Source organism: Pseudomonas baetica (assembly GCF_019733355.1).
Taxonomy (GTDB): domain Bacteria; phylum Pseudomonadota; class Gammaproteobacteria; order Pseudomonadales; family Pseudomonadaceae; genus Aquipseudomonas; species Aquipseudomonas baetica_A.
Map to the genome: position 1 here is coordinate 61,579 of NZ_JAIHLQ010000031.1, position 26,184 is coordinate 87,762.

The 26,184-nt window shown below is 57.7% G+C and carries 25 protein-coding genes and 2 tRNA genes; 10 read left to right on the forward strand and 17 right to left on the reverse strand.

Translation table 11 applies throughout. The features are described 5' to 3' along the window. Positions 1 to 25: 25 nt before the first annotated feature. Together K5E40_RS24585 and K5E40_RS24590 are read right to left on the reverse strand one after the other, a co-directional pair. The gene (locus K5E40_RS24585) at positions 26 to 1,636 is read right to left on the reverse strand and encodes an ATP-binding protein (RefSeq protein WP_221733034.1); all 1,611 of its coding nucleotides are present in this window, start codon (positions 1,634 to 1,636) and stop codon (positions 26 to 28) included. Further along, on the reverse strand, positions 1,633 to 2,355 hold the full coding sequence (locus tag K5E40_RS24590) for a response regulator (protein ID WP_221733035.1): 723 nt from the start codon (positions 2,353 to 2,355) through the stop codon (positions 1,633 to 1,635). Before K5E40_RS24590 ends, K5E40_RS24585 begins: the two co-directional genes overlap by 4 nt. Positions 2,356 to 3,092: 737 nt before the next feature. Here K5E40_RS24590 and K5E40_RS24595 point away from each other — a divergent pair. Further along, positions 3,093 to 5,987, forward strand: coding sequence for a ribonucleoside-diphosphate reductase subunit alpha (locus K5E40_RS24595; RefSeq protein ID WP_221733036.1), 2,895 nt, complete (start codon positions 3,093 to 3,095; stop codon positions 5,985 to 5,987). A gap of 358 nt (positions 5,988 to 6,345) precedes the next feature. Here K5E40_RS24595 and flgE read toward each other — a convergent pair whose 3' ends face one another. The 6 genes from flgE to K5E40_RS24625 all read right to left on the reverse strand — a co-directional run bounded on the left by flgE (position 6,346) and on the right by K5E40_RS24625 (position 11,454). Next, positions 6,346 to 7,659 carry a flagellar hook protein FlgE gene (flgE, locus tag K5E40_RS24600; protein WP_221733037.1) on the reverse strand — a complete coding sequence of 438 codons (1,314 nt, stop codon included), beginning with the start codon at positions 7,657 to 7,659 and terminating at the stop codon, positions 6,346 to 6,348. Positions 7,660 to 7,689: 30 nt separating this feature from the next. Then, positions 7,690 to 8,409, reverse strand: coding sequence for a flagellar hook assembly protein FlgD (gene flgD, locus K5E40_RS24605; RefSeq protein WP_221733038.1), 720 nt, complete (start codon positions 8,407 to 8,409; stop codon positions 7,690 to 7,692). Positions 8,410 to 8,424: 15 nt separating this feature from the next. Continuing rightward, complete coding sequence (gene flgC, locus K5E40_RS24610) at positions 8,425 to 8,868, reverse strand: flagellar basal body rod protein FlgC (RefSeq protein ID WP_003227217.1); 444 nt, start codon at positions 8,866 to 8,868, stop codon at positions 8,425 to 8,427. A gap of 3 nt (positions 8,869 to 8,871) precedes the next feature. After that, positions 8,872 to 9,279, reverse strand: coding sequence for a flagellar basal body rod protein FlgB (flgB, locus tag K5E40_RS24615; protein ID WP_007960328.1), 408 nt, complete (start codon positions 9,277 to 9,279; stop codon positions 8,872 to 8,874). A 366-nt stretch (positions 9,280 to 9,645) separates the two neighbouring features. Continuing rightward, complete coding sequence (gene cheR, locus K5E40_RS24620) at positions 9,646 to 10,473, reverse strand: protein-glutamate O-methyltransferase CheR (RefSeq protein ID WP_221733039.1); 828 nt, start codon at positions 10,471 to 10,473, stop codon at positions 9,646 to 9,648. Between the two features lie 48 nt (positions 10,474 to 10,521). Next, a complete protein-coding gene (locus K5E40_RS24625; protein ID WP_221733040.1) occupies positions 10,522 to 11,454 on the reverse strand; it encodes a chemotaxis protein CheV in 933 nt (310 codons plus the stop codon). An 82-nt stretch (positions 11,455 to 11,536) separates the two neighbouring features. Between K5E40_RS24625 and flgA the strand changes: the two genes are divergently transcribed. From flgA to K5E40_RS24645, 4 genes are all read left to right on the forward strand, one after another. Beyond that, the gene (gene flgA / locus K5E40_RS24630) at positions 11,537 to 12,298 is read left to right on the forward strand and encodes a flagellar basal body P-ring formation chaperone FlgA (protein ID WP_221733041.1); all 762 of its coding nucleotides are present in this window, start codon (positions 11,537 to 11,539) and stop codon (positions 12,296 to 12,298) included. Between the two features lie 161 nt (positions 12,299 to 12,459). Then, positions 12,460 to 12,786, forward strand: coding sequence for a flagellar biosynthesis anti-sigma factor FlgM (gene flgM, locus K5E40_RS24635; protein WP_221733042.1), 327 nt, complete (start codon positions 12,460 to 12,462; stop codon positions 12,784 to 12,786). 48 nt (positions 12,787 to 12,834) lie between these two features. Further along, positions 12,835 to 13,302 (forward strand): flagella synthesis protein FlgN, encoded by a 468-nt coding sequence (locus tag K5E40_RS24640; protein WP_221733043.1) that lies wholly within the window; start codon positions 12,835 to 12,837, stop codon positions 13,300 to 13,302. Between the two features lie 92 nt (positions 13,303 to 13,394). Continuing rightward, positions 13,395 to 14,141 carry a flagellar brake protein gene (locus tag K5E40_RS24645; protein ID WP_221733044.1) on the forward strand — a complete coding sequence of 249 codons (747 nt, stop codon included), beginning with the start codon at positions 13,395 to 13,397 and terminating at the stop codon, positions 14,139 to 14,141. A 67-nt stretch (positions 14,142 to 14,208) separates the two neighbouring features. Here the strand turns inward: K5E40_RS24645 and K5E40_RS24650 are convergent, their stop codons facing one another. The 4 genes from K5E40_RS24650 to K5E40_RS24665 all read right to left on the reverse strand — a co-directional run bounded on the left by K5E40_RS24650 (position 14,209) and on the right by K5E40_RS24665 (position 19,403). Continuing rightward, positions 14,209 to 15,597 (reverse strand): MFS transporter, encoded by a 1,389-nt coding sequence (locus K5E40_RS24650; RefSeq protein WP_221733045.1) that lies wholly within the window; start codon positions 15,595 to 15,597, stop codon positions 14,209 to 14,211. Between the two features lie 68 nt (positions 15,598 to 15,665). Then, complete coding sequence (locus K5E40_RS24655) at positions 15,666 to 16,907, reverse strand: glutamine synthetase family protein (RefSeq protein WP_221733059.1); 1,242 nt, start codon at positions 16,905 to 16,907, stop codon at positions 15,666 to 15,668. A gap of 202 nt (positions 16,908 to 17,109) precedes the next feature. Further along, entirely contained in the window at positions 17,110 to 17,802 is a 693-nt protein-coding gene (locus tag K5E40_RS24660) for a sensor histidine kinase KdpD (RefSeq protein ID WP_221733046.1), read from the reverse strand. Next, a complete protein-coding gene (locus tag K5E40_RS24665) occupies positions 17,799 to 19,403 on the reverse strand; it encodes a tetratricopeptide repeat-containing response regulator (RefSeq protein ID WP_221733047.1) in 1,605 nt (534 codons plus the stop codon). The genes K5E40_RS24660 and K5E40_RS24665 overlap by 4 nt, the downstream gene beginning before the upstream one ends. 355 nt (positions 19,404 to 19,758) lie before the next feature. Here K5E40_RS24665 and K5E40_RS24670 point away from each other — a divergent pair, with 355 nt between their 5' ends. Then, positions 19,759 to 20,985 (forward strand): lysozyme inhibitor LprI family protein, encoded by a 1,227-nt coding sequence (locus K5E40_RS24670; RefSeq protein ID WP_260456002.1) that lies wholly within the window; start codon positions 19,759 to 19,761, stop codon positions 20,983 to 20,985. A gap of 62 nt (positions 20,986 to 21,047) precedes the next feature. On the opposite strand, the gene K5E40_RS24675 is transcribed toward K5E40_RS24670, so the two are convergent. Beyond that, complete coding sequence (locus K5E40_RS24675) at positions 21,048 to 21,425, reverse strand: cytochrome c (RefSeq protein ID WP_221733048.1); 378 nt, start codon at positions 21,423 to 21,425, stop codon at positions 21,048 to 21,050. Between the two features lie 197 nt (positions 21,426 to 21,622). Further along, positions 21,623 to 21,699: transfer RNA gene (locus K5E40_RS24680), tRNA-Arg, on the reverse strand. 296 nt (positions 21,700 to 21,995) lie between these two features. Between K5E40_RS24680 and K5E40_RS24685 the strand changes: the two genes are divergently transcribed. Further along, the gene (locus tag K5E40_RS24685) at positions 21,996 to 22,223 is read left to right on the forward strand and encodes a hypothetical protein (RefSeq protein ID WP_221733049.1); all 228 of its coding nucleotides are present in this window, start codon (positions 21,996 to 21,998) and stop codon (positions 22,221 to 22,223) included. A 20-nt stretch (positions 22,224 to 22,243) separates the two neighbouring features. Further along, on the forward strand, positions 22,244 to 22,423 hold the full coding sequence (locus tag K5E40_RS24690) for a PA3371 family protein (RefSeq protein WP_221733050.1): 180 nt from the start codon (positions 22,244 to 22,246) through the stop codon (positions 22,421 to 22,423). Here the strand turns inward: K5E40_RS24690 and phnN are convergent. Next, positions 22,398 to 22,967, reverse strand: a complete 570-nt coding sequence (phnN, locus tag K5E40_RS24695; protein ID WP_221733051.1) for a phosphonate metabolism protein/1,5-bisphosphokinase (PRPP-forming) PhnN — start codon at positions 22,965 to 22,967, stop codon at positions 22,398 to 22,400. The two genes, K5E40_RS24690 and phnN, sit on opposite strands and share 26 nt — an antisense overlap. Before the next feature lie 388 nt (positions 22,968 to 23,355). On the opposite strand from phnN, the gene K5E40_RS24700 reads away from it, so the two are divergent. Beyond that, positions 23,356 to 23,682 carry an Arc family DNA-binding protein gene (locus tag K5E40_RS24700; RefSeq protein ID WP_003178899.1) on the forward strand — a complete coding sequence of 109 codons (327 nt, stop codon included), beginning with the start codon at positions 23,356 to 23,358 and terminating at the stop codon, positions 23,680 to 23,682. 119 nt (positions 23,683 to 23,801) lie between these two features. Here the strand turns inward: K5E40_RS24700 and mgtE are convergent, their stop codons facing one another. Continuing rightward, positions 23,802 to 25,244: a magnesium transporter gene (mgtE, locus tag K5E40_RS24705; protein ID WP_221733052.1), complete on the reverse strand. Its 1,443-nt coding sequence runs from the start codon at positions 25,242 to 25,244 to the stop codon at positions 23,802 to 23,804. 321 nt (positions 25,245 to 25,565) lie between these two features. Here mgtE and K5E40_RS24710 point away from each other — a divergent pair, with 321 nt between their 5' ends. Beyond that, positions 25,566 to 26,084, forward strand: a complete 519-nt coding sequence (locus K5E40_RS24710; protein WP_221733053.1) for a cell envelope protein SmpA — start codon at positions 25,566 to 25,568, stop codon at positions 26,082 to 26,084. A gap of 19 nt (positions 26,085 to 26,103) precedes the next feature. Here K5E40_RS24710 and K5E40_RS24715 read toward each other — a convergent pair. After that, positions 26,104 to 26,180 (reverse strand) — tRNA-Arg (locus K5E40_RS24715). Positions 26,181 to 26,184 lie beyond the last annotated feature (4 nt).

Genomic DNA, 26,184 nt, shown 5'->3' on the forward strand with positions numbered 1-26,184 from the left:
CTGGCCAGCCAAGCCACCACAAGGCTCAGCGCCGCTCCTGATTGCGCGGCCAGCTCAAGCTAAAGCAAGCCCCTCCCAGACTCTTGCTCCTGCCAATGATGGCCCGCCCGTCATGCCAATGGATGATCCGTCGCACAATCGACAAGCCCAACCCATGCCCACCCGACGCCCGGGTGCGGCTGTCGTCCAGGCGTAAAAACGGCGTGAAGATCCGCTCCCACGCCACTTCTGGCACACCCGGCCCGTCATCCTCGACATCCACCCGACAGCGCAGTTGCCCGACCTGATAACTCACCGTGACCTTCGAGCGCGCATGGCGCATGGCGTTGCTCACCAGATTCTGCAAGGCCCGATGCAGATAACGCGGCTCAGCCTCGACCCAGGCATCGTCGTTATCGGCGGCGGACAGACACAAGCCACGCTGCACCGTGACCTCGGCGCGCAACGGCGCCAACTCCTCGATCACCTGATTGACCAACGCGTCGAGGTCGATGCGTTGAAACGTCAGCGCCGGCGCCCCCTGCTCCAGCCGCGCATAAGTGAGCATTTCATCGACCAGCTTATCGAGGTCCTCAATGTCGTGATCCATGCCCTCACGGTACTTTTCCAGGGCTTGCGGCGTGGTTGCCGAGCCGATCATTTCCAGGCCAAACCGCAACCGCGCCACCGGCGTGCGCAGTTCATGGGACACCGCACGCACCAGTTCACGCTGGATCGCCAATAACTGTTGCAGGTGTTCGGCCATGCCATTGAACGCCGAAGCCAGTCGCCCGACCGAGTCAGCACCGCGCGCGGGCACGCGGGTTTCCAGACTGCCCTTGGCGATGCGCGTAGCCGCTGCTTCAAGGCCTCGCAAACGGCGCTCGAGCTGGCGCACCAGCAGATAAACGATAAGGCCGATCAAGGTCAGCCCGAGCGCGGCGATCAACACCAGCCATTGCGGTGGATACGGATTCATCTGGTACAGCGGCCCGATCTCCAGCACCCAGGGCGTACCAACCATGCCGGCAAACACGCGGATCGAATCGCCGCCCTTGCCCAACGCCATCACCGTATCGCCCTCGGACACCCGGCGACTCTGGTCTTCGTCCATGTCGGCGTCATTCACCGTGACCAGCTGCAGATCGAAACCGAAGCCCTTCTCATTCTTTATTTGCGCCAGCCGTTTGGGCTGCTCGCCCACCGGTACGCGCACCAGTTCATCGGCCAGCAGGTAAATAGTCGCCCGGGCCAGTTGTTCGCTGATTTGTTGCACCTCGCCGGTGAGTACGAGTTGTTCTTTGTCGCTGACCAGTCGATAGACCTTCGCCGCATGCGGCCCGGTTTGCTCGACCAGCGCTTGGCCGCGCAGTACGCGAGTGCGCTGGGTGAGGTCCAGGCCGGTCTGGGCAAAGGTCTTCAGCGCCAGCGGAATCCCGAGCAATCGCTCCCAAACCAATAGCGCACGATGACGCTCGGTTTCATTCATCGGTTGCAGGTTGTCGGCCATCAGCGAGAACGTGCCATGGGCCAGGCGCTCGCGGTACTGCTCGCTGCGCACCTGATTGAGCAGGTTCAGTGCGAGCACGCCGAGCACGGCCACCAGAATCAAGGCTGCGCACATGCCGCCATAGATACGCAGGAAGATCGAGTTCACAGCGCCAGGTCTGCGCAGGCCTCAGGGACGAACAGGTAGCCTTTGCTGCGGATGGTCTTGATCAGACGCGGATGGTCGGGGTCGTCGCCGATTTTGGGGCGAATGCGCGAAATGCGTACATCGATCGAGCGGTCCTGACCGTCGTAGCCGATGCCGCGCAGCGCCGTGAAGATTTCTTCGCGTGACAGAATGCGCCCGGCGTTGGAGACCAACAACCAGAGCAGGTCGAACTCGGCGCTGGTCAACTCGATGCCGCTGTCGCTCAGCCAGGCCTCGCGCAAGGCGTTGTCCACCACCAGCGGGCCGAATTGCAGGCGCCGGGATTTCTCCGTGGTCGGCTCGGGCGTGTCACTGCGTCGCAGCAACGCCTGAATCCGCGCCAGCAACAGTCGCGGGCGCACCGGTTTGCACACGTAATCGTCAGCGCCGAGGTCGAGGCCGTGGATCTGGTCGGCGTCGTCGGTTCTTGCCGTAAGCATCAGGATTGGCCCGTCATAACGGTCGCGCACCTTGCGGCAGATGCTCAAACCATCTTCGCCGGGGAGCATCAGGTCGAGGATCACCAGATCCGGTTGCTCCTTGATGATCCGCGCCGCCGCCAGCGCACCGTTGCCTTCGATGTCCACGCGCAGTCCATTGGCTTGCAGGTAGTCGCGAGTGAGTTCGGCCAGACGCTGATCATCCTCGACTATCAATACCTGAAAGGCTTGTTGCTCCACCGGTGACCTCTGCTTGCCAGAATTACGAATATAGGAAGGATCCTCCGGTCTTTTTGTCATCTTTTCGGAGGATAAGAATGCGTACGCATGGGCCGATTGTATAAACGGCGTCCAGCCAGAACACAAGTCGGTAAATGCGTTCGGACAAGGCCGTTTTTTGTGATAGGGTTCGCGCCCTTAAAAATCCGCTGAAGCGTTTTTCCAGGCGAAAAAACAGTGACAAACGGTCTAGCTCAGCAGGTTCGCGGCCTACACGGGAATTCCCTGTTTCACACACAATTTACGCACAGGGTTATCCACAAGCTGTGCGTTGCAATCCGCCCCTGAAACGCATTATCTTGTAGCCCGTTCGCAAAAAAACCCTACATGTAGGGTTTTGCGTAAAAAACCAAACACAAACCGGACAGTGAATTCAAGGCTTTTTATTGCCATTGTCAGGTTGAACCAAACGTATTTTTACAAGCCCAAACCGCGCCTGCGGATGGCTACCGTTTTTCAGTCGATCACGACGATAACGGTACGGGTGTTGCAGTGGCGAAACTGCTCCCCGAAAGGAATGCGGTCTCACGCGTATCGCGCGAACCGAAGACTTCGGCATGGAAGCGGCGCCCACAAGGCCTTCTTCCTGAACTGTCCCGAAGTCGTTATACCCGGCACGTGCCGGTTGTAGTGCTTCAGGACGGAACGGTGGGCACCGTGATGGTGCCCAAACAAACATAGAGAACGTGGAGACACCCATGCAAACCGACACAACTCGCGAGAACCCGCAGGGCACCTTGCCGCAGGCCGCTGATTCGACTTCGGATCTGGCAGCCACCGCGCCTGGTCAACTGCGCGTGATCAAGCGTAATGGCACTGTCGTTCCTTACACCGATGACAAGATCACCGTCGCTATCACCAAAGCGTTTCTCGCAGTTGAGGGCGGCACCGCTGCCGCTTCGTCGCGAATCCACGACACCGTTGCCCGCCTGACCGAACAGGTCACCGCGACCTTCAAGCGTCGCATGCCTTCGGGCGGCACCATCCACATCGAAGAAATCCAGGACCAGGTCGAACTGGCCCTGATGCGTGCCGGCGAGCAGAAAGTGGCACGCGACTACGTGATCTACCGCGACGGTCGTTCCAAAGAACGCGCAGCCCACGCCCCGGCGGAAGCAGCGGTCAACGCTCACCCGTCGATCCGCATCACCCGCACCGACGGTAGCCTGGCGCCACTGGACATGGGCCGCCTGAACACCATCGTGACCGAAGCCTGCGAAGGCCTGGAAGAAGTCGACGGTGACCTGATCCAGCGCGAAACCCTGAAAAACCTGTACGACGGCGTGGCCCTGACAGACGTCAACACCGCCCTGGTGATGACCGCCCGTACCCTGGTTGAGCGCGAGCCGAACTACTCGTTCGTGACCGCCCGCCTGCTGATGGACACCCTACGCGCCGAAGGCCTGGGCTTCCTGGGTGTGGCCGAAAGCGCCACTCACCACGAAATGGCCGACCTGTACGCCAAGGCACTGCCGGCTTATGTCGCCAAAGGTATCGAGTTCGAACTGCTGAACCCTGTGCTGGCCACCTTCGACCTGGAAAAACTGGGCAAGGCGATCAACCACGAGCGTGATCAGCAATTCACCTACCTGGGCCTGCAAACCCTGTACGACCGTTACTTCATCCACAAGGATGGCGTGCGTTTCGAACTGCCGCAGATCTTCTTCATGCGCGTGGCCATGGGCCTGGCCATCGAAGAGAAGAACAAAGAAGACCGCGCGATCGAGTTCTACAACCTGCTGTCGTCCTTCGACTACATGTCGTCGACCCCGACCCTGTTCAACGCCGGTACCCTGCGTCCACAGCTGTCGAGCTGCTACCTGACCACCGTGCCGGATGACCTGTCGGGCATCTACCACGCGATCCACGACAACGCCATGTTGTCGAAATTCGCCGGTGGCCTGGGCAACGACTGGACACCTGTTCGTGCACTGGGTTCGTACATCAAAGGCACCAACGGCAAGTCGCAAGGCGTGGTTCCGTTCCTCAAAGTCGTGAACGACACCGCCGTCGCCGTTAACCAGGGTGGCAAGCGCAAAGGCGCTGTGTGTGCCTACCTGGAAACCTGGCACATGGACATCGAAGAGTTCATCGAGCTGCGCAAGAACACCGGTGATGACCGTCGTCGTACCCACGACATGAACACCGCCAACTGGATCCCTGACCTGTTCATGAAGCGCGTCTTCGACGACGGTCAGTGGACCCTGTTCTCGCCATCCGAAGTGCCGGACCTGCACGACCTGACCGGCAAGGCCTTCGAAGAGCGCTACGAGTACTACGAAGCCCTGTCCCAGTATCCGGGCAAGATCAAGCTGTTCAAGACCATCCAGGCCAAAGACCTGTGGCGCAAAATGCTGTCCATGCTGTTCGAAACCGGCCACCCATGGCTGACGTTCAAAGACCCGTGCAACCTGCGCAGCCCGCAGCAGCACGTCGGCGTGGTTCACAGCTCGAACCTGTGCACCGAGATCACCTTGAACACCAACAAGGACGAGATCGCCGTTTGCAACCTGGGCTCGATCAACCTGCCGAACCACATCGTGGACGGCAAGCTGGACACCGCCAAGCTCAAGCGCAGCATCGATGTTGCCGTTCGCATGCTCGATAACGTGATCGACATCAACTACTACTCGGTACCGCAGGCGAAGAACTCCAACTTCCGCCACCGTCCAGTCGGCCTGGGCATCATGGGCTTCCAGGACGCGCTGTACCTGCAACACATCCCTTACGGCTCCGACGCTGCCGTCGAATTCGCCGACAAGTCGATGGAAGCGGTCAGCTACTTCGCGATCCAGGCCTCCTGCGACCTGGCTGACGAGCGTGGCGCGTACGAGACGTTCAACGGTTCGCTGTGGTCCAAAGGCATCCTGCCACTGGACTCGCAACAGATCCTGATCGAACAACGTGGCCAGAAGTACATTGATGTCGACCTGAACGAAACCCTGGATTGGGCACCGGTTCGCGCCCGTGTACAGAAAGGCATTCGTAACTCCAACATCATGGCCATCGCACCGACCGCGACCATCGCCAACATCACTGGCGTATCGCAGTCGATCGAACCGACCTATCAGAACCTCTATGTGAAATCGAACCTGTCGGGCGAATTCACCGTGATCAACCCGTACCTGGTTCGCGACCTCAAGGCTCGCGGTCTGTGGGACTCGGTCATGATCAACGACCTGAAGTACTACGACGGTTCGGTTCAGCAGATCGAGCGCATCCCGCAAGAACTCAAAGAGCTCTACGCGACCGCATTCGAAGTGGACACCAAGTGGATCGTTGACGCCGCCAGCCGTCGTCAGAAGTGGATCGACCAGGCCCAGTCGCTGAACCTGTACATCGCTGGCGCATCGGGCAAGAAGCTCGACGTGACCTACCGCATGGCCTGGTACCGTGGTCTGAAAACCACCTACTACCTCCGCGCCCTGGCCGCGACCAGCACCGAGAAGTCGACCATCAACACCGGTAAGCTGAACGCCGTTTCCAGCGGCGGCAACCATGGTGATGATTCGGTTCTGGCTGCTCCAGCCGGTCCAGCCCCAGTGCCCAAGGCTTGTGCGATTGACGAGCCGGATTGCGAAGCTTGCCAATAAGCTGAGCTGATTCAGGCGTCGCGAGACACCTGAACGAGAAACCCCCGACAGACCTCTGGTTTGTCGGGGGTTTTCTTTTGGGCGAGGAAAAAATGACACGGAGTACATCTGACGGAGATTGGCTGGCTTTCAGGCCGCCTTCGCGAGCAGGCTCACTCCTGCAAAAGAGCAATAGCCAATCGCACGCTTCTCACCACTCAACAGGATGAGTGTTAGCTCGGCGACAGACTTTCACCTCCAAGCGCACCCGCATGGTCACCACAGCCATGCTGGGTGCGCTTGCGCGCAACGCGCCATGCCTGGCGCACAAAAAAAAGCCCCTCAAACGAGGGGCCCCTTTCACAAACCAAAACCAGAATCAGGTCATCTGAATAATGGTCTGCATGATAGTGCTCTGGGTCGAAATGGTCTTGGCGTTCGCCTGATAGTTGCTCTGCGCCTTGATCAGATCCACCAGTTCATTGGTCAGGTTAACGTTCGATTCTTCCAGCGAGTTCGACACGATCGAACCCAGCGTCCCGGTCTTCGGCGCATCAACCCCAGCCACGCCCGACGCGAAAGTCTCCTTCCAGCGCGTACCACCAATCGGCTGCAAGCCCTGCTCGTTAGCGAAGCTGGCTACCGCCACCTGACCAATAGCCTTGGTCTGCTGGTTGCTGAAGTTGGCGGTCATGACACCGGTCGAATCGATGGTCAGACTGGAAATCTGGCCAGTGGCGTAACCATCCTGATACTGCGCAGTACGCGCGGTAGGAGAATTGAACGAAGTGGTCAACGTCATGTTGAACGCGATACCGGCCGGGTTGGCCACAGAACCATTCGGGCCCCAGGTCACTGGCGTAGTCGCCGGGTTGGTCACAACGCCCGGCACCCAACCCGTCATGGTCAGGGTGTTGCCGTTCTGAGTCCAGCCAGCGCCCGCGGTCACGGTATTGATCGTGCCGTCGGAGTTGAAGGTGATGTCGTGGGTCAGCGGCGTCAGGGTGTTGTTGGCCGGATCCGATGGTGTACGACCATCCATGTAGGTGTAGACGCTCCAGGCATTGGTACCCGTTTTCACGTAGTACTGATCCATGCGGTGCTCGTTACCCTGAGTATCGTAGACCGGAGTGGAAATGGTCTTGTTGTAGCTGTTCAGATTGGTTGGGCTGAACGGGGTCACGGTAGGCTTGATGTCTTCCGAGTTCAGGTTCATGGTCTGGTCGATCTTGGTCGTCGCATTCGGCTTGAGGGCCGAAGTGTCGATCTTCAGATCAGTCAGCACACCGCTGATGATCTTGCCGTTGGCATCGACGCCATAGCCTTGCAGACGGTTGCCGTTGTTATCGACAACGTAGTTCTGAGCGTCGGTCTTGAACGCACCGGCACGGGTGTAGCTCAAGGAACCGTTATCACTGAGGATGAAGAAACCATTGCCCTGGATACCCATGTCCAGCACGTTGCCAGTGTTGTTCACGTCACCCTGGCCGAACTGCTGGGAAACGTTGGCCAGACGCACGCCGTTACCAACGGTCTTGCTGCCGGTACCCAGGCGCGTGGCCGAGTACACGTCTTCGAATTCTGCACGGGACGCTTTGAAACCGGTGGTCGCAACGTTGGCGATGTTGTTGCCGGTCACATCCAGTTGCTTGTTGGCAGCATAGAGACCGCTAAGGCCGATATTGAAAGACATATTCCACTCCTTTGTGCCGGTTAGTCGGCTCTATATACCAATGGTTTGTACTTTGGACAGCGCGACGCTGCCCAAACCTGCCAGGTTCAGCATCAACTCACCGCCGGTCTGGCTGATGGTCACGCTGTTAACGGTCGCTGGCAGATAAGTGATCAGCGAAGTGGCCTGACCGTCGTAAGTCGCGTTGGCGGTGAACGTGTAAGTGCCCGCGTTCGCGACCTCACCGGAAGCGTTCTTGCCGTCCCAGATGAAACTGGCGTTACCGGCGTTCTGGGTGCCCATGTCGAGGGTGCGCACGACCTTGCCATCGGCATCTTTGATCGTGACCGAAACAGCCCCGGAAGACGGAACCACCACCGTGCCGTTGAGGCTCTTGCTGGTATCAACCACTGCCTTGTCGGTCTGGGCGATGACCGAGCGGCCCACCAGAGACGACGCCTGCAATGCTTGCGAGGAGTTGTAGTTGCCGGCAATGCCGCTGACGGTGTCGTTCAGCGTGGTGATGCCTTCCAGACTGCTGAACTGCGCCAATTGGGCGACGAATTCGCTGTTGTCTTGCGGGTCGAGCGGGTTCTGGTTCTTCAGCTGGGTAACCAGCAGTTGCAAGAACGCATCTTTGCCCAAGGCCTTATTGCCGGCGGCGCTGTTGGTGGCCGCAGCCAGACCATCAGCGGTCGTGCCGGTCTTGACCGAGGAGTTGGCCAGAACGTCCTTGATATTTACGCCGCTGGTGGAATCGGAAACACTCATGGCAGTCGCCCCTTATTACTGACCGAGGGTCAGTACCTTCTGCATCATGGTTTTGGCAGTGTTCATCATTTCAGCGTTGGTCTGAAACGACCGGCTCGCGGAAATCATGTCAGCCATTTCTTCCACCACGTTGACGTTCGGGTAGTAGACGTAGCCCTTGGCGTCGGCGGCCGGATGGTTCGGCTCGTAGCGCGCTTCAAGGTTGCTCTGGTCTTCGACCACACCGAGCACCTGCACGCCTTGACCGGCGGCATCCTGGCTCTGGAACAGCGAGTTGCTGCCGCTGTTCTGGCCGCCCTGGAACATGGTGGCGAATACCGGATGACGGGCGCGGTAGGTCTGGTCGATGCTCGACGAGACGGTTTCGGCGTTGGCGATGTTCGACGCCACGGTGTTCAGACGCGTGGTCTGTGCGCTCATGCCGCTGCCGGCAATGTTGAAAACGCTGGACAGGGACATGGGTTACTCTCCGCGCAGGGCTGATACCAGCCCTTTGAATTTGCTGTTGAGCAGCGTGAAGCTGGCCTGGAAGCCCACGGCGTTTTCCGCGTAGTTGGACTGTTCCAGTTGAGCGTCCACGGTGTTCTGGTCGATCGACGGTTGCATCGGCGTGCGATACATCAGCGACTCGTCGCCATTGCCCAGACCTTCAGCTTCGATGTGACGGCTGTTGGTCATGTTCAGGGCGATGGTGCCGTTAGCGTTTTTCTGGCTCTGTGCTTCAAGCACTTTGGAGAACTCCAGATCCCGAGCCTTGTAGTTCGGGGTATCGGCGTTGGCGATGTTGTTGGCCAGCACTTCAGCACGCTGGGCGCGGAAGCCCAGTGCTTTTTCGTGAATGCCGAGCGCTTTATCGAAGCTGATGCTCATGTCGGGAACCTTCGGGTGACCGGTTTTTCGTAACTGAGCTTTAGCAAGCGGCGTGCCAAACACAGAAACCTCCGGAAACCGGGCCTTTGCGGGTAACAGGTAAAGCGGCAATGCCAGAAAAGCGGCAACGGGTTTCCGCCAGATGCCGCTTTTCTGCCGCTTGCCTCTCCCCTCCCACCCACACCACAGCCCCACTGTGGGAGCGGGCTTGCTCGCGAAAGCGTCGAGTCAGTCAATATCTGTTTTTCTGCCCCCCCTCGCGAGCAAGCCCGCTCCCACAGGGTTTGCGGCGACTTCAGAGAAACGCCAGGCACAAAAAAACGGGAGCCCCTGCGGACTCCCGTTTTTGTGTTGCCGATTTGCAGATTACTTGGCCTTGTAAATGATCCCCGGGCTGCACTGGACCATCTGGTAATGATCCGGCAAACCGTTCAGCGCTTCGGAAGCGCCAAGGAACAGATAACCACCCGGCTTCAGCGTGCTGTGAATGCGCAACAGAATGTCTTTCTTCACTTCAGCAGAGAAGTAGATCAACACGTTGCGGCAGAACACGATGTCGAACTTACCCAGGCTGGCGTAACTGTCGAGCAAATTGAACGAGCGAAACTCCACCCGGTTCTTGATCGGCGCCTTGATGACCCAGCGCCCTGGTCCTTTCGGATCGAAAAAACGCTGCAGACGATCGGGGGACAAACCGCGACCGATTGCCAGGCTGTCGTACTCGCCAGTCTTGCAGTTGTTCAGCATGCTGCCGGAGAGATCGGTGGCAACGATCTGCACGCCCATCTTCAACTGGCCAAGGTTGACGCGCTCGAACTCATCGATAGACATCGAGAGCGAGTACGGTTCCTGACCCGACGAGCAGGCTGCCGACCAGATCCGCAGACGCTGGTTGGGGCTGGCCTTGATGGCTTCGGGCAGCACCTTGTTCTTCAAGACTTCAAACGGATAGGTGTCACGAAACCACAGGGTTTCGTTGGTTGTCATGGCATCGACTACCTGCTCGCGCAAACCGCTGCGCGGCTGGGTCTGGATGCGCTGAACCAGCTCACCCAGGGACTTGATGCCTTGCTGCTCCATCAGTTTGTTGAGACGGCTCGAGACCAGGTACTGCTTGTTTTCACCGAGCAAAATGCCACAGGCTTTTTCCAGGAAGACCCGGAACTGTTCGAAATCCAAATTACCCGTAGACAAATTGATGCCGCCTCTTAAATCGTGTTGACCGCCAGGGACAAAAGGTCCCTAGCTGATATCTGCTGCTTTGATCCGGTCGACTACCCGGGATGCCAGGTCATCAGGGCGGAACTTGGCCAAAAAGTCATCGGCACCGACTTTCTTGACCATCGCCTGATTGAATACCCCCGACAACGAAGTATGCAGGATGATATGAAGCTTTTGCATGCGTGCATCGCCGCGGATTTCGGCCGTCAGGGTGTACCCGTCCATCTCCGGCATCTCGATGTCGGAAATCATCATCAGGAACTCTTCTTCCGGCTTCTTGCCCTCGTCGACCAGCTTGCGCAGGTAATCCAGCGCCTGCTTGCCGTCGTTCAACGCCACGACTTCGACGCCGATCGTCTGCAGGCAACGCGTAACCTGCTTGCGCGCCACCGACGAGTCATCGACCGTCAGCACCCGCAGCGACAATGCCTTGGTCTGCGTCTCGACATCGACCACACCGACCGAAATCGCTTCCGGCGTCGGTGCAACTTCCGCCAGCACCTTTTCGACGTCGATGATTTCGACTAACTGATTGTCCACCCGAGTCACAGCGGTCAGGTAATGATCGCGCCCCGTGCCCTTGGGCGGTGGATGGATCTCCTCCCAGTTCATGTTGACGATGCGCTCCACCGAGCGAACCAGGAAACCCTGGGTCTTGGTGTTGTACTCCGTGATGATCACGAACGGATTTTTCTTGTCTTTCAACGCCCCGGAACCGGTAGCCATTGCCAGATCAAGGATCGGAATGGTCGCCCCCCGAATATTTGCCACCCCGCACACGACAGGACTGGACTTGGGCATCAGCGTCAGTTGCGGGCATTGCAGCACTTCCCGAACCTTGAACACGTTGATCCCGTAGAGCTGCTGACCGTCGAGACGGAACAACAACAGCTCCAGGCGATTCTGCCCTACCAGTTGCGTGCGCTGGTTCACCGAATCCATTACACCAGCCATGCCCAGACTCCTACACCAACGCCAAGTGTTGTTGCGACGCACATTCATTGCTAAACGGCACGGCGCTTGCTTTTTAACTCGTATGAACGCTCAAACGACATTTTTCCGACGCCTGACATCTCCCCTTCGCAGAGGGCTTTGCGCGATGTCCGCCGTTTGCCTCTTTTTCGCCGGCAGCCCTGCCATTGCTGATGCGGTTACCTTGCCTGACATGCTTATCGGCGTCACTCAGGGCTTTCTTGAGTTCACCGTAGAAGACTATCTGGCTACCAGTCAAACGGAAGGCCGCTACGAAATCGAAGTCAACCAGCTCGACCCCCGTATGCACATGCCCATGTGCGACAAGGAATTGACAGCGACTTTGGAGAGTCCGGCACGTCCGCTGGGGCGGGTAACCGTGAAGGTTCGCTGTGAGGGCAGCTCGCCCTGGACCGTGTTCGTACCCGCTCAAGTCCGCCTGTTTCGCGAGATTGTGACCACCACACGACCACTCAAACGCGCCGGGATTATCGAGCCGCAGGATGTGACCTTGCGAGAGCGTGACGTCAGCACAATCAATCAAGGTTTTCTGACGTCGGTGGATCAAGCCATCGGGCAAAAATTAACCCGACCAACGGTCGCCGATCAGGTCATCACGCTCGTGCATCTGGAACAGGCGGAAGTCGTGCGCAAGGGCGATCAAGTGGTCATCATCGCCCGCACCGGCACACTCGCCGTGCGTATGCCGGGAGAAGCCCTGTCCAACGGCGGCCTGAAAGAACAGATCCGAGTGAAAAACCTCAACTCCAACCGGGTCATCAAGGCGCAAGTCATCGCGCCAGGCCAAGTGGAAGTGGCCATGTAAAACGCTCATGAGAAAACTGGCGCGGACCTCGTCGGTTCCCTAAACTGTGCGGCAGCAGGACACGCGCCGGCGCATGCAGGGCCTATTGCTAAATGGGCCTAAAGTTTTCCAGGGGATGGCCGAAAACATGGCAAGCGTCCAAATTCCCAGAGGTTTTTAACATGGTCATCGATTTCAGCCGTTTGAACAGCTCCTCGTCACTTACGGGCAGTACACGTACCAGCAACGCCAGGGAAACCGCCGAAACCGGCACCTCCGCGCCGCTGAATACCCAGGCCGAACCGGCCAGTACCGTAAAAAGCGGGGAATCGGTACACCTCAGCAATGAGGCTCAACAGTTGCAGAAGGTCACTGACAAGCTGCGCGATCAGCCTGCTGTCGACAAAGCCCGAGTGGCCGAGTTGAAAGCCGCGATTGCCGATGGCAGCTACAAAGTCGACAGCAACCGTGTAGCCAGCAAACTGCTCAACTTCGAAGCCCAGCGCTAGGCTTTTGCCTGCGCCAGGCTTTTGGACGCTTAAAACCCAAGGCCAGCCATGCACGACACTCATTTACTGCAACTGATCATCGACGACTTTGCTCCAGCTCAACAATTGCTGGAATTGCTGCAAACCGAATCCCTCGCTTTGCATGGTCGCGACATGCCCTTGCTGGAAGAAATTCTGGCGCGTAAACAGGCGCTGATCATTTTGCTTGAACAGCATGGCCGCAAACGCAGCGAAATCCTCGCCAGCCTCAACCTGCCGACCAATCGGCAGGGGCTTGAGCAACTCGCCAGCCAGTCGAGCCTCGGCGACCAGTTGCTCAGCCAGAGCGACTTCCTGACCGATCTCATCGCCCAATGCCAGGCGGCCAATGTCAACAATGGCCAGTCGATCCGGGTACAGCAGGCCGCTACGGCCAATCAGCTGAAAATCCTCACCGGGGGTGAACCGCCAGCGCTGTATGACGCCAGTGGTGCTTTCGCCAAACCCGTCAAGCCGCGTACGTTCAGCCAGGCGTAAGCCGTTCGATGAGCCCGCACTATCAACACGAGAAACATGCTGGCAAAATACTGGCCAGTCGTAGTCAAATTTTGTCTGGAGATTGAGAAAACGTGCCAAACGCCCTAAGCGCGGATGATGCTCCGCAGCCCCCAAAGGTGCTCACCACGCCCCTGGAAATCTCCAGCAACCTGCGTCAGTTGCAAGAAAGCCACGATCCGCTGATCATCACGTTCCACGAACGCAGCCAGCGCTTCCAGAGTTACCTGATCAAAGTCGACCGTGACAGCGCCTCCATCGCCCTTGATGAAATGATCCCGCGCGACGGCGAACGCTTCCTGCTCGCCGGCGAGTCTTTCAAGGTTGAAGGCTTTCATGAGGGTGTGCGAATTGCCTGGGAATGCACTGGCACGCTGAACATCCAAGAGTCCGAAGGTGATCGCTTTTATACCGGCGAGTTGCCGACCGAAGTGGTGTATCACCAGCGCCGCAACGCCTTTCGCGCGGCACTGAAACTGACCGATCTGGTCAACGTTGAACTGGGCGGCGAAAAGCTCAAATCGCCGATCAACGGCAAGCTGCTGGATATTTCCGCGACCGGTTGCAAGCTGCGCTTCGAAGGCGACATCACCGACCGCCTGCAACTGGGCCAGGTCTACGATCGCTTGATCGCCCCGCCACTGTTCGGCAACCAGCCGACTTCCGTCGAACTGCGTTATCTGCACTTCGAAGAAAAACTCAACATCACGTTTGCCGGCCTGCGCTTCCACAACATCAGCGGTCAGGCTGCACGCAACGTCGAGCGTTTTGTGTATCAGCTACAACGTGAAGCACGGCGTTTCGATAAAGACGATCTCTGATTCGAAACGGCTAATAAAAAGGGCAGTCACCTTGCGGTGACTGCCCTTTTTTATTTTCGACTGTGTCTCAAGGCCTGGCGCCACTGATATCCGGGGCGGGTTTATCGTTGTCAGCATCCGGATTGGCTGCAGGTTCGGACTCAGGTTCTTTTTCAGGTTGCGATTCTGGCTCTGACTCAGGCTCTGGCTCAGGCGTGTTCTGCATCTGCTCCTGCACCACCTGCTCGTCAACACGCGGGTCGAGGGCTGCCACCAGCGGTGAGCTGGACATGCTGTCCGGCATCGCTACGTGATGCAGCGGCGCGTCGTCGACCTGATGCAGATTGGTCACTGCCTTCGGGCGGATCCGCCACACCAGCACCAACGCAAAGAAGCTGAAGAACGCGTAAAGACTTTGGCTACCGAAAAATTTCATCAACACACCAGCGGCCAGCGGACCGATACTGGCGCCGACCCCATAAGTCACCAGCAGCATCGCCGTCAGCGACACCCGGCGATCACCCTCGACATGGTCGTTGGAAAACGCCACCGCCAGGGGATACAGACAGAACTGCACCAGCGAGCAGAGGAAGCCGACCACGAACAGCACCTCCAGCGGCACCTGCGGCAGGATCGCCAGCGGTAAAGCGGCAACCGCCAGAAAACCGGCAAAGCAACGAATCAGCAGCGCGCGATCATATCGGTCAGACAACCACCCCAGCGGCCACTGCACCAGCAATCCGGCAAAAATGCAGGTACCCATGAATAGACCGACCTGCTCGGTCGACAGCCCTTGCTGCGAGGCATACAACGGCGCCAGACCGTAAAACGAGCCAATGATCAAACCCGCCCCGAGCACCGTACTCAACGATTGCGGCACGCGCTTGATGAAAAAACGCGGCTCCATCGGCGCCGGATGCAGCGGCGCCGGGTGAATCCGTCGGGTCAGGGTCACCGGCACCAGACACAATGCAAAGCACAGAGCGACCAGCATCAGCAGCTCCAGACCCAGCCCCGGGTGCATGACCAGAATCAACTGCCCCAAAACCAGGCCAAGGTACGACGCAATCATGTAGCCGCTGAACACCAGACCACGCTGGTTGGCATCGGCCTGCTCGTTGAGCCAGCTCTCGATGACCATGTACTGGCACATCATGCCCAGACCCACAATCGTGCGCAGCACCAGCCATGCCGGCAGCCAGTCCACCAGACCATGCCCCAGCACCGCTGCGCCGACGATCCCGGCACACGCCGAATACGCGCGGATATGCCCGACCCGGGCGATCAACCGGTGGCCGATCTTGCCGCCCAGCACCAGACCGAAATAGTTGGCCGCCATCAATGCACCGACCCACAGCCCGTCGACATCTTCAGCCGCCAGGCGCAGGGCCAGATAAGTAGATAGAAGACCCGAGCCGATCAACATCATCAGCGAGGCAAAATACAGCGCTCGAAAGGATTTCCAGATTTGGCGCATCGGCGTTCCGAGCGGCTCCTTGCAGTAAGTATCGGGCTATCAAACGATAGCCCGATGGCGACGGTACGTCAGGCCTGGGCTGCTAGAACACGCCGTTCCCAGGGAGTGATTTCATCAAAGAAGCTGGTCAGTTCCATGGTCTTCGAAGCGATGTAGCCTTCGATGAACTCCTGTCCGAACAGTTCCCTGGCCAATTGGCTACGTTTCAGACGTTCGAGTGCGGCATGCAAGGTACACGGCAGCGAAAGATTATCCGGCACGTCGAATTCGCCCTGAATCGCCTCGGTCGGCTCCAGTTCGTGTTCGATCCCGTGCAAACCGGCAGCCAGACTGGCGGCGATCGCCAGATACGGATTGGCGTCGGCACCCGGCAAACGGTTTTCGACCCGACGAGCGACCGGTGAACTGGCCGGAATCCGCAGCCCGGCCGCGCGGTTATCGTGGGACCAACAGGCATTGTTCGGCGAAGCGAACGGATGGCACAGACGCTGGTAGGAGTTCACGTTCGGTGCAAACAGCGCGGTGAAATCCGCCATGCCTGCCTGCTGCCCGCCAATGAAGTGGCGGAACATCGCCGTCGGCTGGCCGTTATCGTCGCTGAAGACGTTTTTGCCGCTGGCGATATCAACGATGCTCTGGTGAATGTGCATCGAGCTGCCCGGCGTGTGCGCCAGCGGTTTAGCCATGCAGACCACGGTCAGGCCATGCTTGAGCGCGACTTCTTTGAGCAGGTGTTTGAACAGGAAGGTCTGGTCGGCCAGCAACAGTGGATCACCGTGCAGCAGGTTGATCTCGAACTGGCTAACGCCCATTTCGTGCATGAACGTATCACGCGGCAGACCAAGGGCCGCCATGCATTTATAGACTTCACTGAAGAATGGTCGCAGACCGTTGTTGGAACTGACACTGAACGCCGACAGGCCATCCTCGCGGCGGCCATCGAGGCCGACTGGCGCTCGGAACGGCTGGGTCGGATCAGTGTTTGGAGCGAACACGAAGAATTCCAGTTCGGTCGCCACCACAGGCGCCAGACCGAGCGCCTTGTAACGCGCGATGACTTTCTTGAGCTGGCCACGGGTCGACAGGCTGGAGCTTTCGCCGGTCAGTTCATCGGCATCGCAAATGGCCAGGGCACGGGGCTCGTCACTCCATGGCAACGGATGGATCTGCTCTGGATCAGCAATCAGCGCCAGATCACCGTCATCGCTGCCGTAAAACCGCGCCGGCGGATATCCACCCATGATGCATTGCAGCAGCACCCCCCGCGCGAGCTGCAGACGCCGCCCTTCGAGAAAACCCTCAGCGGTCATCACCTTGCCCCGTGGTACGCCGTTCAAATCCGGCGTGACACATTCAATCTCATCAATGCCCGTCAATCGCTGCGCGAGTGAACGCTGGCCATCGGTTGTCATGACGCAATCCTTGTTGTTGTACGAGCCGCGAACGGCGACCCGAACAAAATAGGCTTCGGCTGTTCGGAATATCAAGCAGCGTCAAACAAAAAGCCTCGGATCACGGCAGGTAGAGACTGAAGATCCCGCCACCCAAGGGGCCGCCATTACGGATTTCGGTGCGCCCCTCGACACCATTGCGTTGATGCAACGCGGCAATGCGTGCAGCGAAATACAGGCCAAGCCCGGTACTGCCGCTGCTGTGATTGATGCCCTGCACATAGTCAGCCTGACGTTCGAGCATTTCGACCGGATAGCCGTCGCCGTCATCGTTGATGCTCAGCACCAGTTGCCCGGCCTCGTCACTGACGGTGATCAGCAGCGACTCGCGGGCATAACGAATGGCGTTATTGATGCAATTGCCCAGCACCGAGGCGACCAGTTCACGATCAAAGAAACCCAGCGGACTCAGTGGATCAACTTCATAAGTGGCGATGATGCCGCGACTGGCGAATACCTCTTGATGCGCTGCCAGTTGCGCCTCGATGAAATCATCCAGTTCGTGATACGCCGGCTGCAATGGCATCTGGTTGACGCCGAGTTTGTAAAGCCCGAGCAACTGCACCAGCATGCCGTTGAGGTGGGCGAACTCGAAGTCGATCACGCCCTGCTCCGCGCCTTCGCGCTGCGCTTGCGGCAAACGCGCCAGCCATTGGCTGTGCGCTTGCATCAGCATGGCCAGCGAGTTCTTCATGTCGTGAACGGTGGAGGCGATCACCGTGGAAAAATCCAATGCCTGCTCGTCTTGGTTCATTCGCCAAACGCCTTGCTTTTCAGCTTCTGATAGCGCGAGAAACGCGCGTCGGTGTCGGGCATCAGGCCGACCATTTTCAGGCAGGCCCGACATTCTTCCAGCTCCGCCGAAGGCACACTGGTGTCGGTGCCATGGAGCAGCGACTGGGCCATGTTCAGCGCAATACTGATGTTCTTCGGTTGCATCTTCAGCGCCTTGCGGAAGACCTCGCGGGCTTCAACCAGATTGCCGGTCTTGTACACCCGCACGCCCTGACGGTTGAGGTCGGCGGCGGCATTGCTCGAACTGAGGATAGTCGGGTCATCGGTGAGCTTGGCAATGTCTTTCATCACCGCCGGATCGTCACCGTAGATTTCCGCGCAGCTCTTGAGCATCGACGTGCCCGCCTCGGCCTGACCGAGCATCTGCAACTGCTTGGCGACGAGCAGCGCCGCCTCCGGACTCATGAACTGTTCCATGCCGTCGAGTCGCATCAGTGCTTGCTCGGTGAGCTTGTCGGCGGTTTCGGCATCGTTGAGCAGCAGGCTCGTTGCCTTCATCAAACGCGCGCGAATCTGCAAACCAGGGTCGGTCGGGTTCTCTTTGGCAACAGCGCTGAGGGTGGTGTTGATCTCCAGGCGCGTGCGCGTATCGAGACCGCGCTCACTGCCTTTGCTGATCAGCGCATGGGCCAGGCCGAGGTTGCTTTCCGGATCCTTGAAGCGCGACTGCGCGCCCTGCGACACAGCCTGACGGTAAGCCCGCGAGGCGGTGTCGAAATCTTCGTTGGCCATCGCCAGTTTGCCGAGCAACGCCTGCCGACGCACCGCCAGCGGCGACAGGCGAATCGCTTCTTCCAGCACCTGCTGCGCGCCTTTGGTATCACCCTCGGACACCAGCACATCAGCCATGCCGTCGTACAGCGAAGGCATCATCGGGAATACTTTCAAGGCCTTTTCATACACGCCTTTGGCCTGCGCCACTTGCCCACGCTTGAACAGCAACTTGCCCAATCCAGCAAAGGCCCACGGCAACGGCCGGTCAGCAATGATGCTGTCGTAGAGGCGTTCCAGTGCTTCGTTCTGGTTCAAGTCGCGCAAGGCATCAGCGCGATAACGCAGACACAGCGGCGAATAGCGGATGTCCTGTTTGCACAGGGCGATGCAGGCGTTGAGCACCTCGACCGGTTTGCCACGGTCGAGCGCTTGCAGAATCGGTTTGAGCAACGTCTTGCGCTGCTCCAGACGCTCCAGCCGCTGGGCCAGGCCCGAGCGGTTGAACGGTTTGGTCAGGTAGGCATCTGGCTCATGCTCCAAAGCACTGAGCACCATCGCCTGACTGGTCTCGGCCGTCACCATCACAAACACGGCTTCGTGGCTGATGAGCTTTTCCAGCATCAGGTCTTCAAGAACCTGCTGGCCGTTCTTCTTGCCGTCACCGAGGTGGAAATCCTGCAGGATGAAATCGTAGGATTTCTGCGCACACATCTTCAGCGCCTGCTCACCGGTGTCAGCGGTGTCCACGTCCTTGACCCCCAGCTCACGCAGCATCGAGCGCACGGAACTGCGGAAATCCGAGAAATCATCGACGATCAGAAAACTCTTTTGGTGATACGACAGCATCGAGGATTTCCAGGCAATTGAAGTAGATGAACCGAGGGCGATTTTCAGGCGCGCAGATGATAGCTGGAGGCCAAATGCTATCAAGCGATTTCGCGCAAGTCTGAACTCACCGTTTGGGTTATCGGCCAGAAGTGGCGTTCCCTGAAGCCGACGCTTCAAGATTCCACACACAGCGATTCACCTGCGCGCCTGCCAACTTCTCACTGCAAGGCCGACCTCGTGTACATCAAAGGACGCTACATCGTGTCCGCCAGTGCGCTGCTGTTTATCCAGCACGCAATGGCGACCGCAATGGACTGCACAAAAGCGGCGACTGCCGTGGAAAACGCGATCTGCGCGAATACTGGATGCGCAGATGGCGACGGTATATCGGGATTTACTGAAGGTCTGCGCACAAACACAACCAGACTTAATACACGCGCAACGACGTTGGCTGAAAACACGCAACGAGTGCGCCCAGGATGTTTCGTGTCTGGATCAGCGCTATCGCGAGCAACTGGAACGCTTGCAAGCGCAATGGACAGAAGCCCTCGCCCATCAGCCGGATGGCGCCGAAAAAGAGCTATTGGATGATCTGCAAAACCGCGTTCGCGCAGTCCGTAAAAATGATCCGGAGTTTGCTCTCGAACGGACACTCGCGTCCTTGGCGTTGAAAAGCGTTGCAACCCAGTTTTCCGCAGAGCCCGACGCCGATCAATACGCCGAAAAAACGCACTTCCCAACATCCCCTCCCAAAGGTGTTTCCCGCAGCGAGTGGCAGGCGTTGAGTGCCACCAACTTCGACGCTGACACCGCACTGGGTCGAACCTCGTTCACGCTGCGGGATCTGGACGGCGACGGGCAACGTGACCTGATCGTCGAGACCTACACCGGCGGCACCGGCCTTTACACTTTCGTCGAAACCTTCCGCCGTGACGGCGACAGATTCGCCCGTAGAACGCCGGCATCCGACGGCGAATCCATTGGCGGCTCCCTCTACTCCATCAATGAGCGTGGCTCCAACCAGTCCGTGAGCTGGATCAGCCTTCGCGGCAAGGTCTATGCCGCCTATCGCAACAGTGGTTATGGCGTCGATGATGTCTATCTGCTCAGCCCTTTGCAGGTGAACCGCGAAGTGCCCACGTTGACCGTCCACTATCGCTATCGACTCAGCATCCCCCGAACTCAGCCTGATGATAAGCACAAAACCACTTATAAACTGAAGCCGGACCTGCACCGCGCACTCACCGATGGCTTGGCCACGGTCGAACAAGATTCGTCCGACAACGGGCAAGAGCGAAAGCCCATTTGCCCTATTCCTGCGTCCGCCACAGACAACGACGAATATTACGGCTACGGAGCAGGCTACTACGCCATCGAGCAGGTCGCCGACTTCCCGGTGATCATCGGTAGCAAATGCTTTATCGCGCGAATGAATGACTGGTTCGGCGCCTACAGCGCCAAGGATGGACTCTATGCGCAAGTGACCTTGCGCAAACCGGGCGCGAAAGAACAGAAGCGCGACTACAAGGTCAATGGACGTCGACGCATGACCGGGATAAGCACCTCAATTGGCAAACCTGGAGGGGGCGCTGAGGAATAGCCCCGGCGCCCGCCCATGAAAAGCCCGGACAGATGAAACCGCGCGAGTTTTCTATCTGAAAATCATCGACCTCTTGAGATCACGCCACTCATGTATTGATTCAAATCGCGAAAATCCTTAACCGTCCAAGCGTGAGGCGGCAGCTTTACACCGGTCTCTTTCAATGTTCTTGGAATCAAGTCTCCGTTTGGACGAAGTATTATTGACGACACAATAACGCCTGGGTATTCCTTGAGTCTTTGCTTGAAAAAGGACGCTGTCAGATCAGGCGTCGGTGGATTGCTTTTTTTAGCCAGGGGTCCTGATGCCTTCAGATCTACTCCGTGGCACATGGCGCACCGCTGTGAATAGAGGTTTTTCCCGTTGGCATTGTCCGCAAAAGACAGCGGCGCCTGAATTAGCGATAAAAAACCAAGCGAAGCAATGAATAGTATTTTCATGCCTCACTTAGCCTTCTTGCGTTTTGCAGCACTTGAAAAGAATTCCAAAAGGCCTTCCATCGGCATCTTCCTTAAGCCGCGAATACGAAAAAGCCCCTTTCAAATCACTCTGAAAGAGGCTTGACTGCTTCTCCTGCCAACACGGCTGTCACAGAGAAACGCAGTGGTCAGAAGAGTGGCCAGAAGGCCCGAATATATGGTGTCCCAGGGCAGGTTCGAACTGCCAACCTTCCCCTTAGGAGGGGGATGCTCTATCCAATTGAGCTACTGAGACACTGGGTTGTCACGAGATGAACACTGCGCGACGGACGGCGTGCATGTTAACGGCCAGGCCCTGATTTGTCATGTCATCCGTAGGGCTTTTTAAGTGTAGGCAGGCGCCCGGCAAGGCTGCGGGAAGATTTACCGTGCATTTTGCACTCCCCCAAAAAGCCATCATTGCAGATTGCAACCTTTGCCCTCTGAAAAAACCTTCCAAATGCTTGTTTTTAAAGGACTTAACAGCATATAGACTGTTGGCACGACGGCTGCTTTGTCTGTTCTCATAACAGAACAAACGGAGTCCGCCTCATGAACAGCACTCTCTTGCTCGCAAACGCGATCGCCTTGGCGATTTTGGTAGGTTTTCACTTTACCCCCGAGAGCGCTGAACGAGTTGCTCAGCGCATGCCGCATTACTTGCAGGTGCAGAAAGCGCCGCAGTTGGCAGTGTTGAGTGATCAGAGCTTCGCACCGCAAGCGGTCAGCGAGTCTCAGCAGGCACTGCCAGCACTAGCGACCGAACGTCTGGTTTTTTGAAATATCTGCAGGAGTACAGCATGTCCAAATCAGCAGCAGGATTTCTGATCCTCGCCTTATTGAGTGGCGTTGTGCATTTTTCGCTGTTCGAGGAAACCGAAATCACTCTGCCGCTGATTAGCTGTGGCGTGTTTGCGGTGTTGTTTGTTCTGGCGCTGGTCGCAGGGCGCAGAATCAAGTTTGATCCGGTACTACGTTGAGCCGGACCAGCTCCAGAAGCTGATTGACGGCGTCCGCCAGGTCGCCCGAATTGTCGATCAGGTGCACAGGCCGGTCACTTGACCTCCTATCCTTGAACAGAGCGTTGCGAGCAACGCGTGCATTGATCTGCTCAAGCGTCTCTCGACCGCGCCTGAGCAAGCGCTCTCGCAGCACCTCATCACCAACCGTCAGCAAAACCGGCAACAGTGAGGGATAGCGCTCCTGCGCTTGCCGTAAATTGGCACGCGAGCCGTTGACCAACACATGTCGCCCGGCTCGCAACCATTGATCCATTTCCACCGCAATGCCATAGGCGAGGCCGTTGGCTTGCCATGCCAATGAAAAATCACCGGCGCGCTGACGTCTTTGGAACTCTTGCGGCGTTACGCCAATCGCATCCTCGCCCACCGATTCGGCAGATCGCGTGATCACCCGGCGCATGACTTCGCAGTTCAAAGCCCACAATGGCTCACGAGCGGCCTCGATCAGACTGTCCTTACCCGAGCCGGACGGTCCCATCAGGTAAATAAGCTTGCCATACATCCTGAAAACGCCCTCCAGCAGGTGTTTGCCCCTAGTAAATCGGCAAATTGCCACTATCCTGTACAGGTAAGGAACAAGGATCGAAAGCCGCATAGCATGCACGTTCTGACGTCTTAGAACACTAAAGGACGTGCATCAGGAGGCGGTCTTTGATGCGGGCCAGGGCAAAGTTTTCAAACCAGTCCGCATTTCTGATAATTGGTGCTGGCATTACGCCTTTACCCAGCTCAATATTTGTCACAGAATTGACGCCAATGATCTGGCAATTTTGAGGCATGATGCGAGCCTCTTAACAATTCAGGTTGAACCATTTGGCGCGGATGCTTGTCCTACCACACATCTGCGGCCAATCCCGAGAACCGCTCCCCTGAACTAACCGGTTAAATATATGCGCCCATTGAAACAGGCAATTTATTCCAGCCGTACGGCTGACAAGTTCGTCGTACGTCTGCCAGACGGAATGCGTGAACGCATTGCCGAGGTGGCTCGCAATCATCATCGCAGCATGAACTCCGAGATCATTGCGCGTCTTGAGCAGAGTCTTATTCAGGAAGGTGCTTTGGGCGAAGAGCTGAGCATGCGCCTGGACAGCCCGGAGCTGTCGTTGCACGAACGCGAGTTGCTGCAACGCTTCCGCCAGCTTTCTCACCGTCAGCAGAACGCACTGGTGTCCTTGATCGCCCACGACGCTGAAATGGCTGCAGACGCGTCCTGAGCCATACCGAACACCTCAAGCCAGCATCAGTGCTGGCTTTTTTTTGCCTGAAATTCAGGCTCTCCCTTTTCTCTAAAAAACCCGCCAATTGGGTTGGCGGGCCGTTTATTTATGGCAGATCAAAGCAGGAAGATTGTCGCCAGCCCCAAGAAGATGAAGAAACCACCACTGTCGGTCATCGCGGTGATCATCACGCTGGCACCCATCGCCGGGTCACGCCCCATCTTCGCCAGCGTCATCGGGATCAAGACCCCCATCAGCGCCGCCAGCAACAGATTGAGAGTCATCGCTGCTGTCATCACCACGCCCAGCGACCAACTGCCGTAAAGCAGATAGGCAACCACGCCGATCACCCCACCCCAGACGAGGCCATTGATCAATCCAACCGCCAACTCCTTACGCATCAGGCGTGAAGTATTGCCGGTGCTGACCTGGTCGAGCGCCATGGCACGGACGATCATGGTGATCGTCTGGTTACCGGAGTTGCCGCCGATCCCCGCCACGATCGGCATCAGTGCCGCGAGCGCTACCAGCTTCTCGATCGAGCCTTCAAACAGGCCGATCACCCGGGAAGCGAAGAACGCCGTGATCAAGTTGATCGCCAGCCACGCCCAACGGTTGTTCAGGGATTTCCACACGGAGGCGAAGATATCTTCCTCTTCACGCAAACCCGCCATATTGAGGACTTCGCTTTCGCTTTCCTCACGGATCAAGTCAACCATTTCGTCGATGGTCAGACGGCCAATCAGCTTGCCGTTCTTGTCGACTACCGGGGCAGAGATCAAGTCGTAACGTTCGAATGCCTGAGCAGCGTCGTAGGCATCTTCGTCCGGGTGGAAGCTCACCGGATCGCTGGCCATGACTTCAGCAACCTGTTTATCGGGGTCATTGACCAGCAAACGCTTGATCGGCAGTACGCCTTTAAGCACGCCGTCGTTATCGACCACGAACAGTTTGTCGGTGTGACCAGGAAGCTCTTTGAGGCGACGCAGGTAACGCAGAACCACTTCGAGACTGACATCCTCACGGATGGTCACCATCTCGAAGTCCATCAGCGCACCGACCTGCTCCTCGTCATAGGACAGTGCCGAACGCACACGCTCGCGCTGCTGGTTATCCAGACTCTCCATCAGCTCATGGACGACATCTCGCGGCAGCTCAGAGGCCAGGTCAGCAAGTTCGTCGGCATCCATGTCCTTGGCCGCAGCCAGGAGCTCGTGATCATCCATGTCGGCGATCAGCGTTTCACGGACAGAATCGGATACTTCGAGAAGAATGTCGCCGTCGCGATCAGCCTTGACCAGTTGCCAAAGCGTCAGACGATCGTCCAGCGGCAAGGCTTCAAGAATATAGGCAACGTCGGCGGAGTGCAGATCATCGAGTTTGCGTTGCAGCTCGACGAGATTTTGTCGGTGAACCAGGCTTTCCACCCGGTCCTGATGCGCGCCTTCCTGGCGGTGAGTCAGGTCTTCAACGACCCGTTGACGCTGCAGCAACTCGACGACCTGAGCCAGGCGGTCCTGCAGGCTTTCCTGTGTTTTCTTTACTTCGATTTCAGACATAGGCGAACTCCACTCCCAGCAGCGGGGCACGCCGGAAGGATCAATCAGTCAATTCATGATTGGTAAAACGGGGTACTGAGTAACTACTGGGTAAGTCCATGGAAGTTTTCCACAAGCCCCGGCGGGGCTGACGGGCGCAATGATACACCGCCTGACGGTTTAAAACGTTAAAAAATCACGGCTGAAACAAGCGCTTGCAAGACAAACCTGAGCGCAGCCCTAATCCATGCAGATGCGACGACTCATCCTGAAAAGAAAACACACCGACATTAAAAAATGCAGCCGCTACCCTTGAGCGTAGACCGTCACGGAGGACGTCGAATGCCATCAAAAACATCCCGCTTTTTACTCGCCAGCCTATTCTGCCTCCCAACCGCCGGGGCCGCGACCAGCCTTCATCGCTGCGAAGCTCCTGACGGCAGCATCACGTTCACGTCGATGAGCTGTGCGAGCGGAGAAAGACTCTCAGCGCAGGAAGTTCACCCCTACCTCCCCGGCTCAGTGGTCGCGGTGATGCCAGCGCTCAATCACGAAGAAACATCCGGCAAGAAAACCAACGACAGAGAACCTGGCGTTGCTGGCAAAGCAGAAGACAAATGCGGAAATCTCATCGATGCCAGACAACGGCGTGAAGCGATCATTAATCGACGCGTCATTGCCGGCATGAACCAACAGGATGTCGAAAGCGCGCTCGGCAAACCGGACAAAGTGAATATTCGGACTTCGACGACAAGCTATCGATACGATCTCAAACGAGGCCGCAGCGCTCTAGTCGATTTTGATGAGAGAGGGTGTGTCAAAGGAACAGCCAAATCCCGTACAGCAAAAAGCCCGCGTTAAACGCGGGCTTTTCGGTATATGGTGCACTCGACAGGATTCGAACCTGTGACCGCTCGGTTCGTAGCCGAGTACTCTATCCAGCTGAGCTACGAGTGCATTT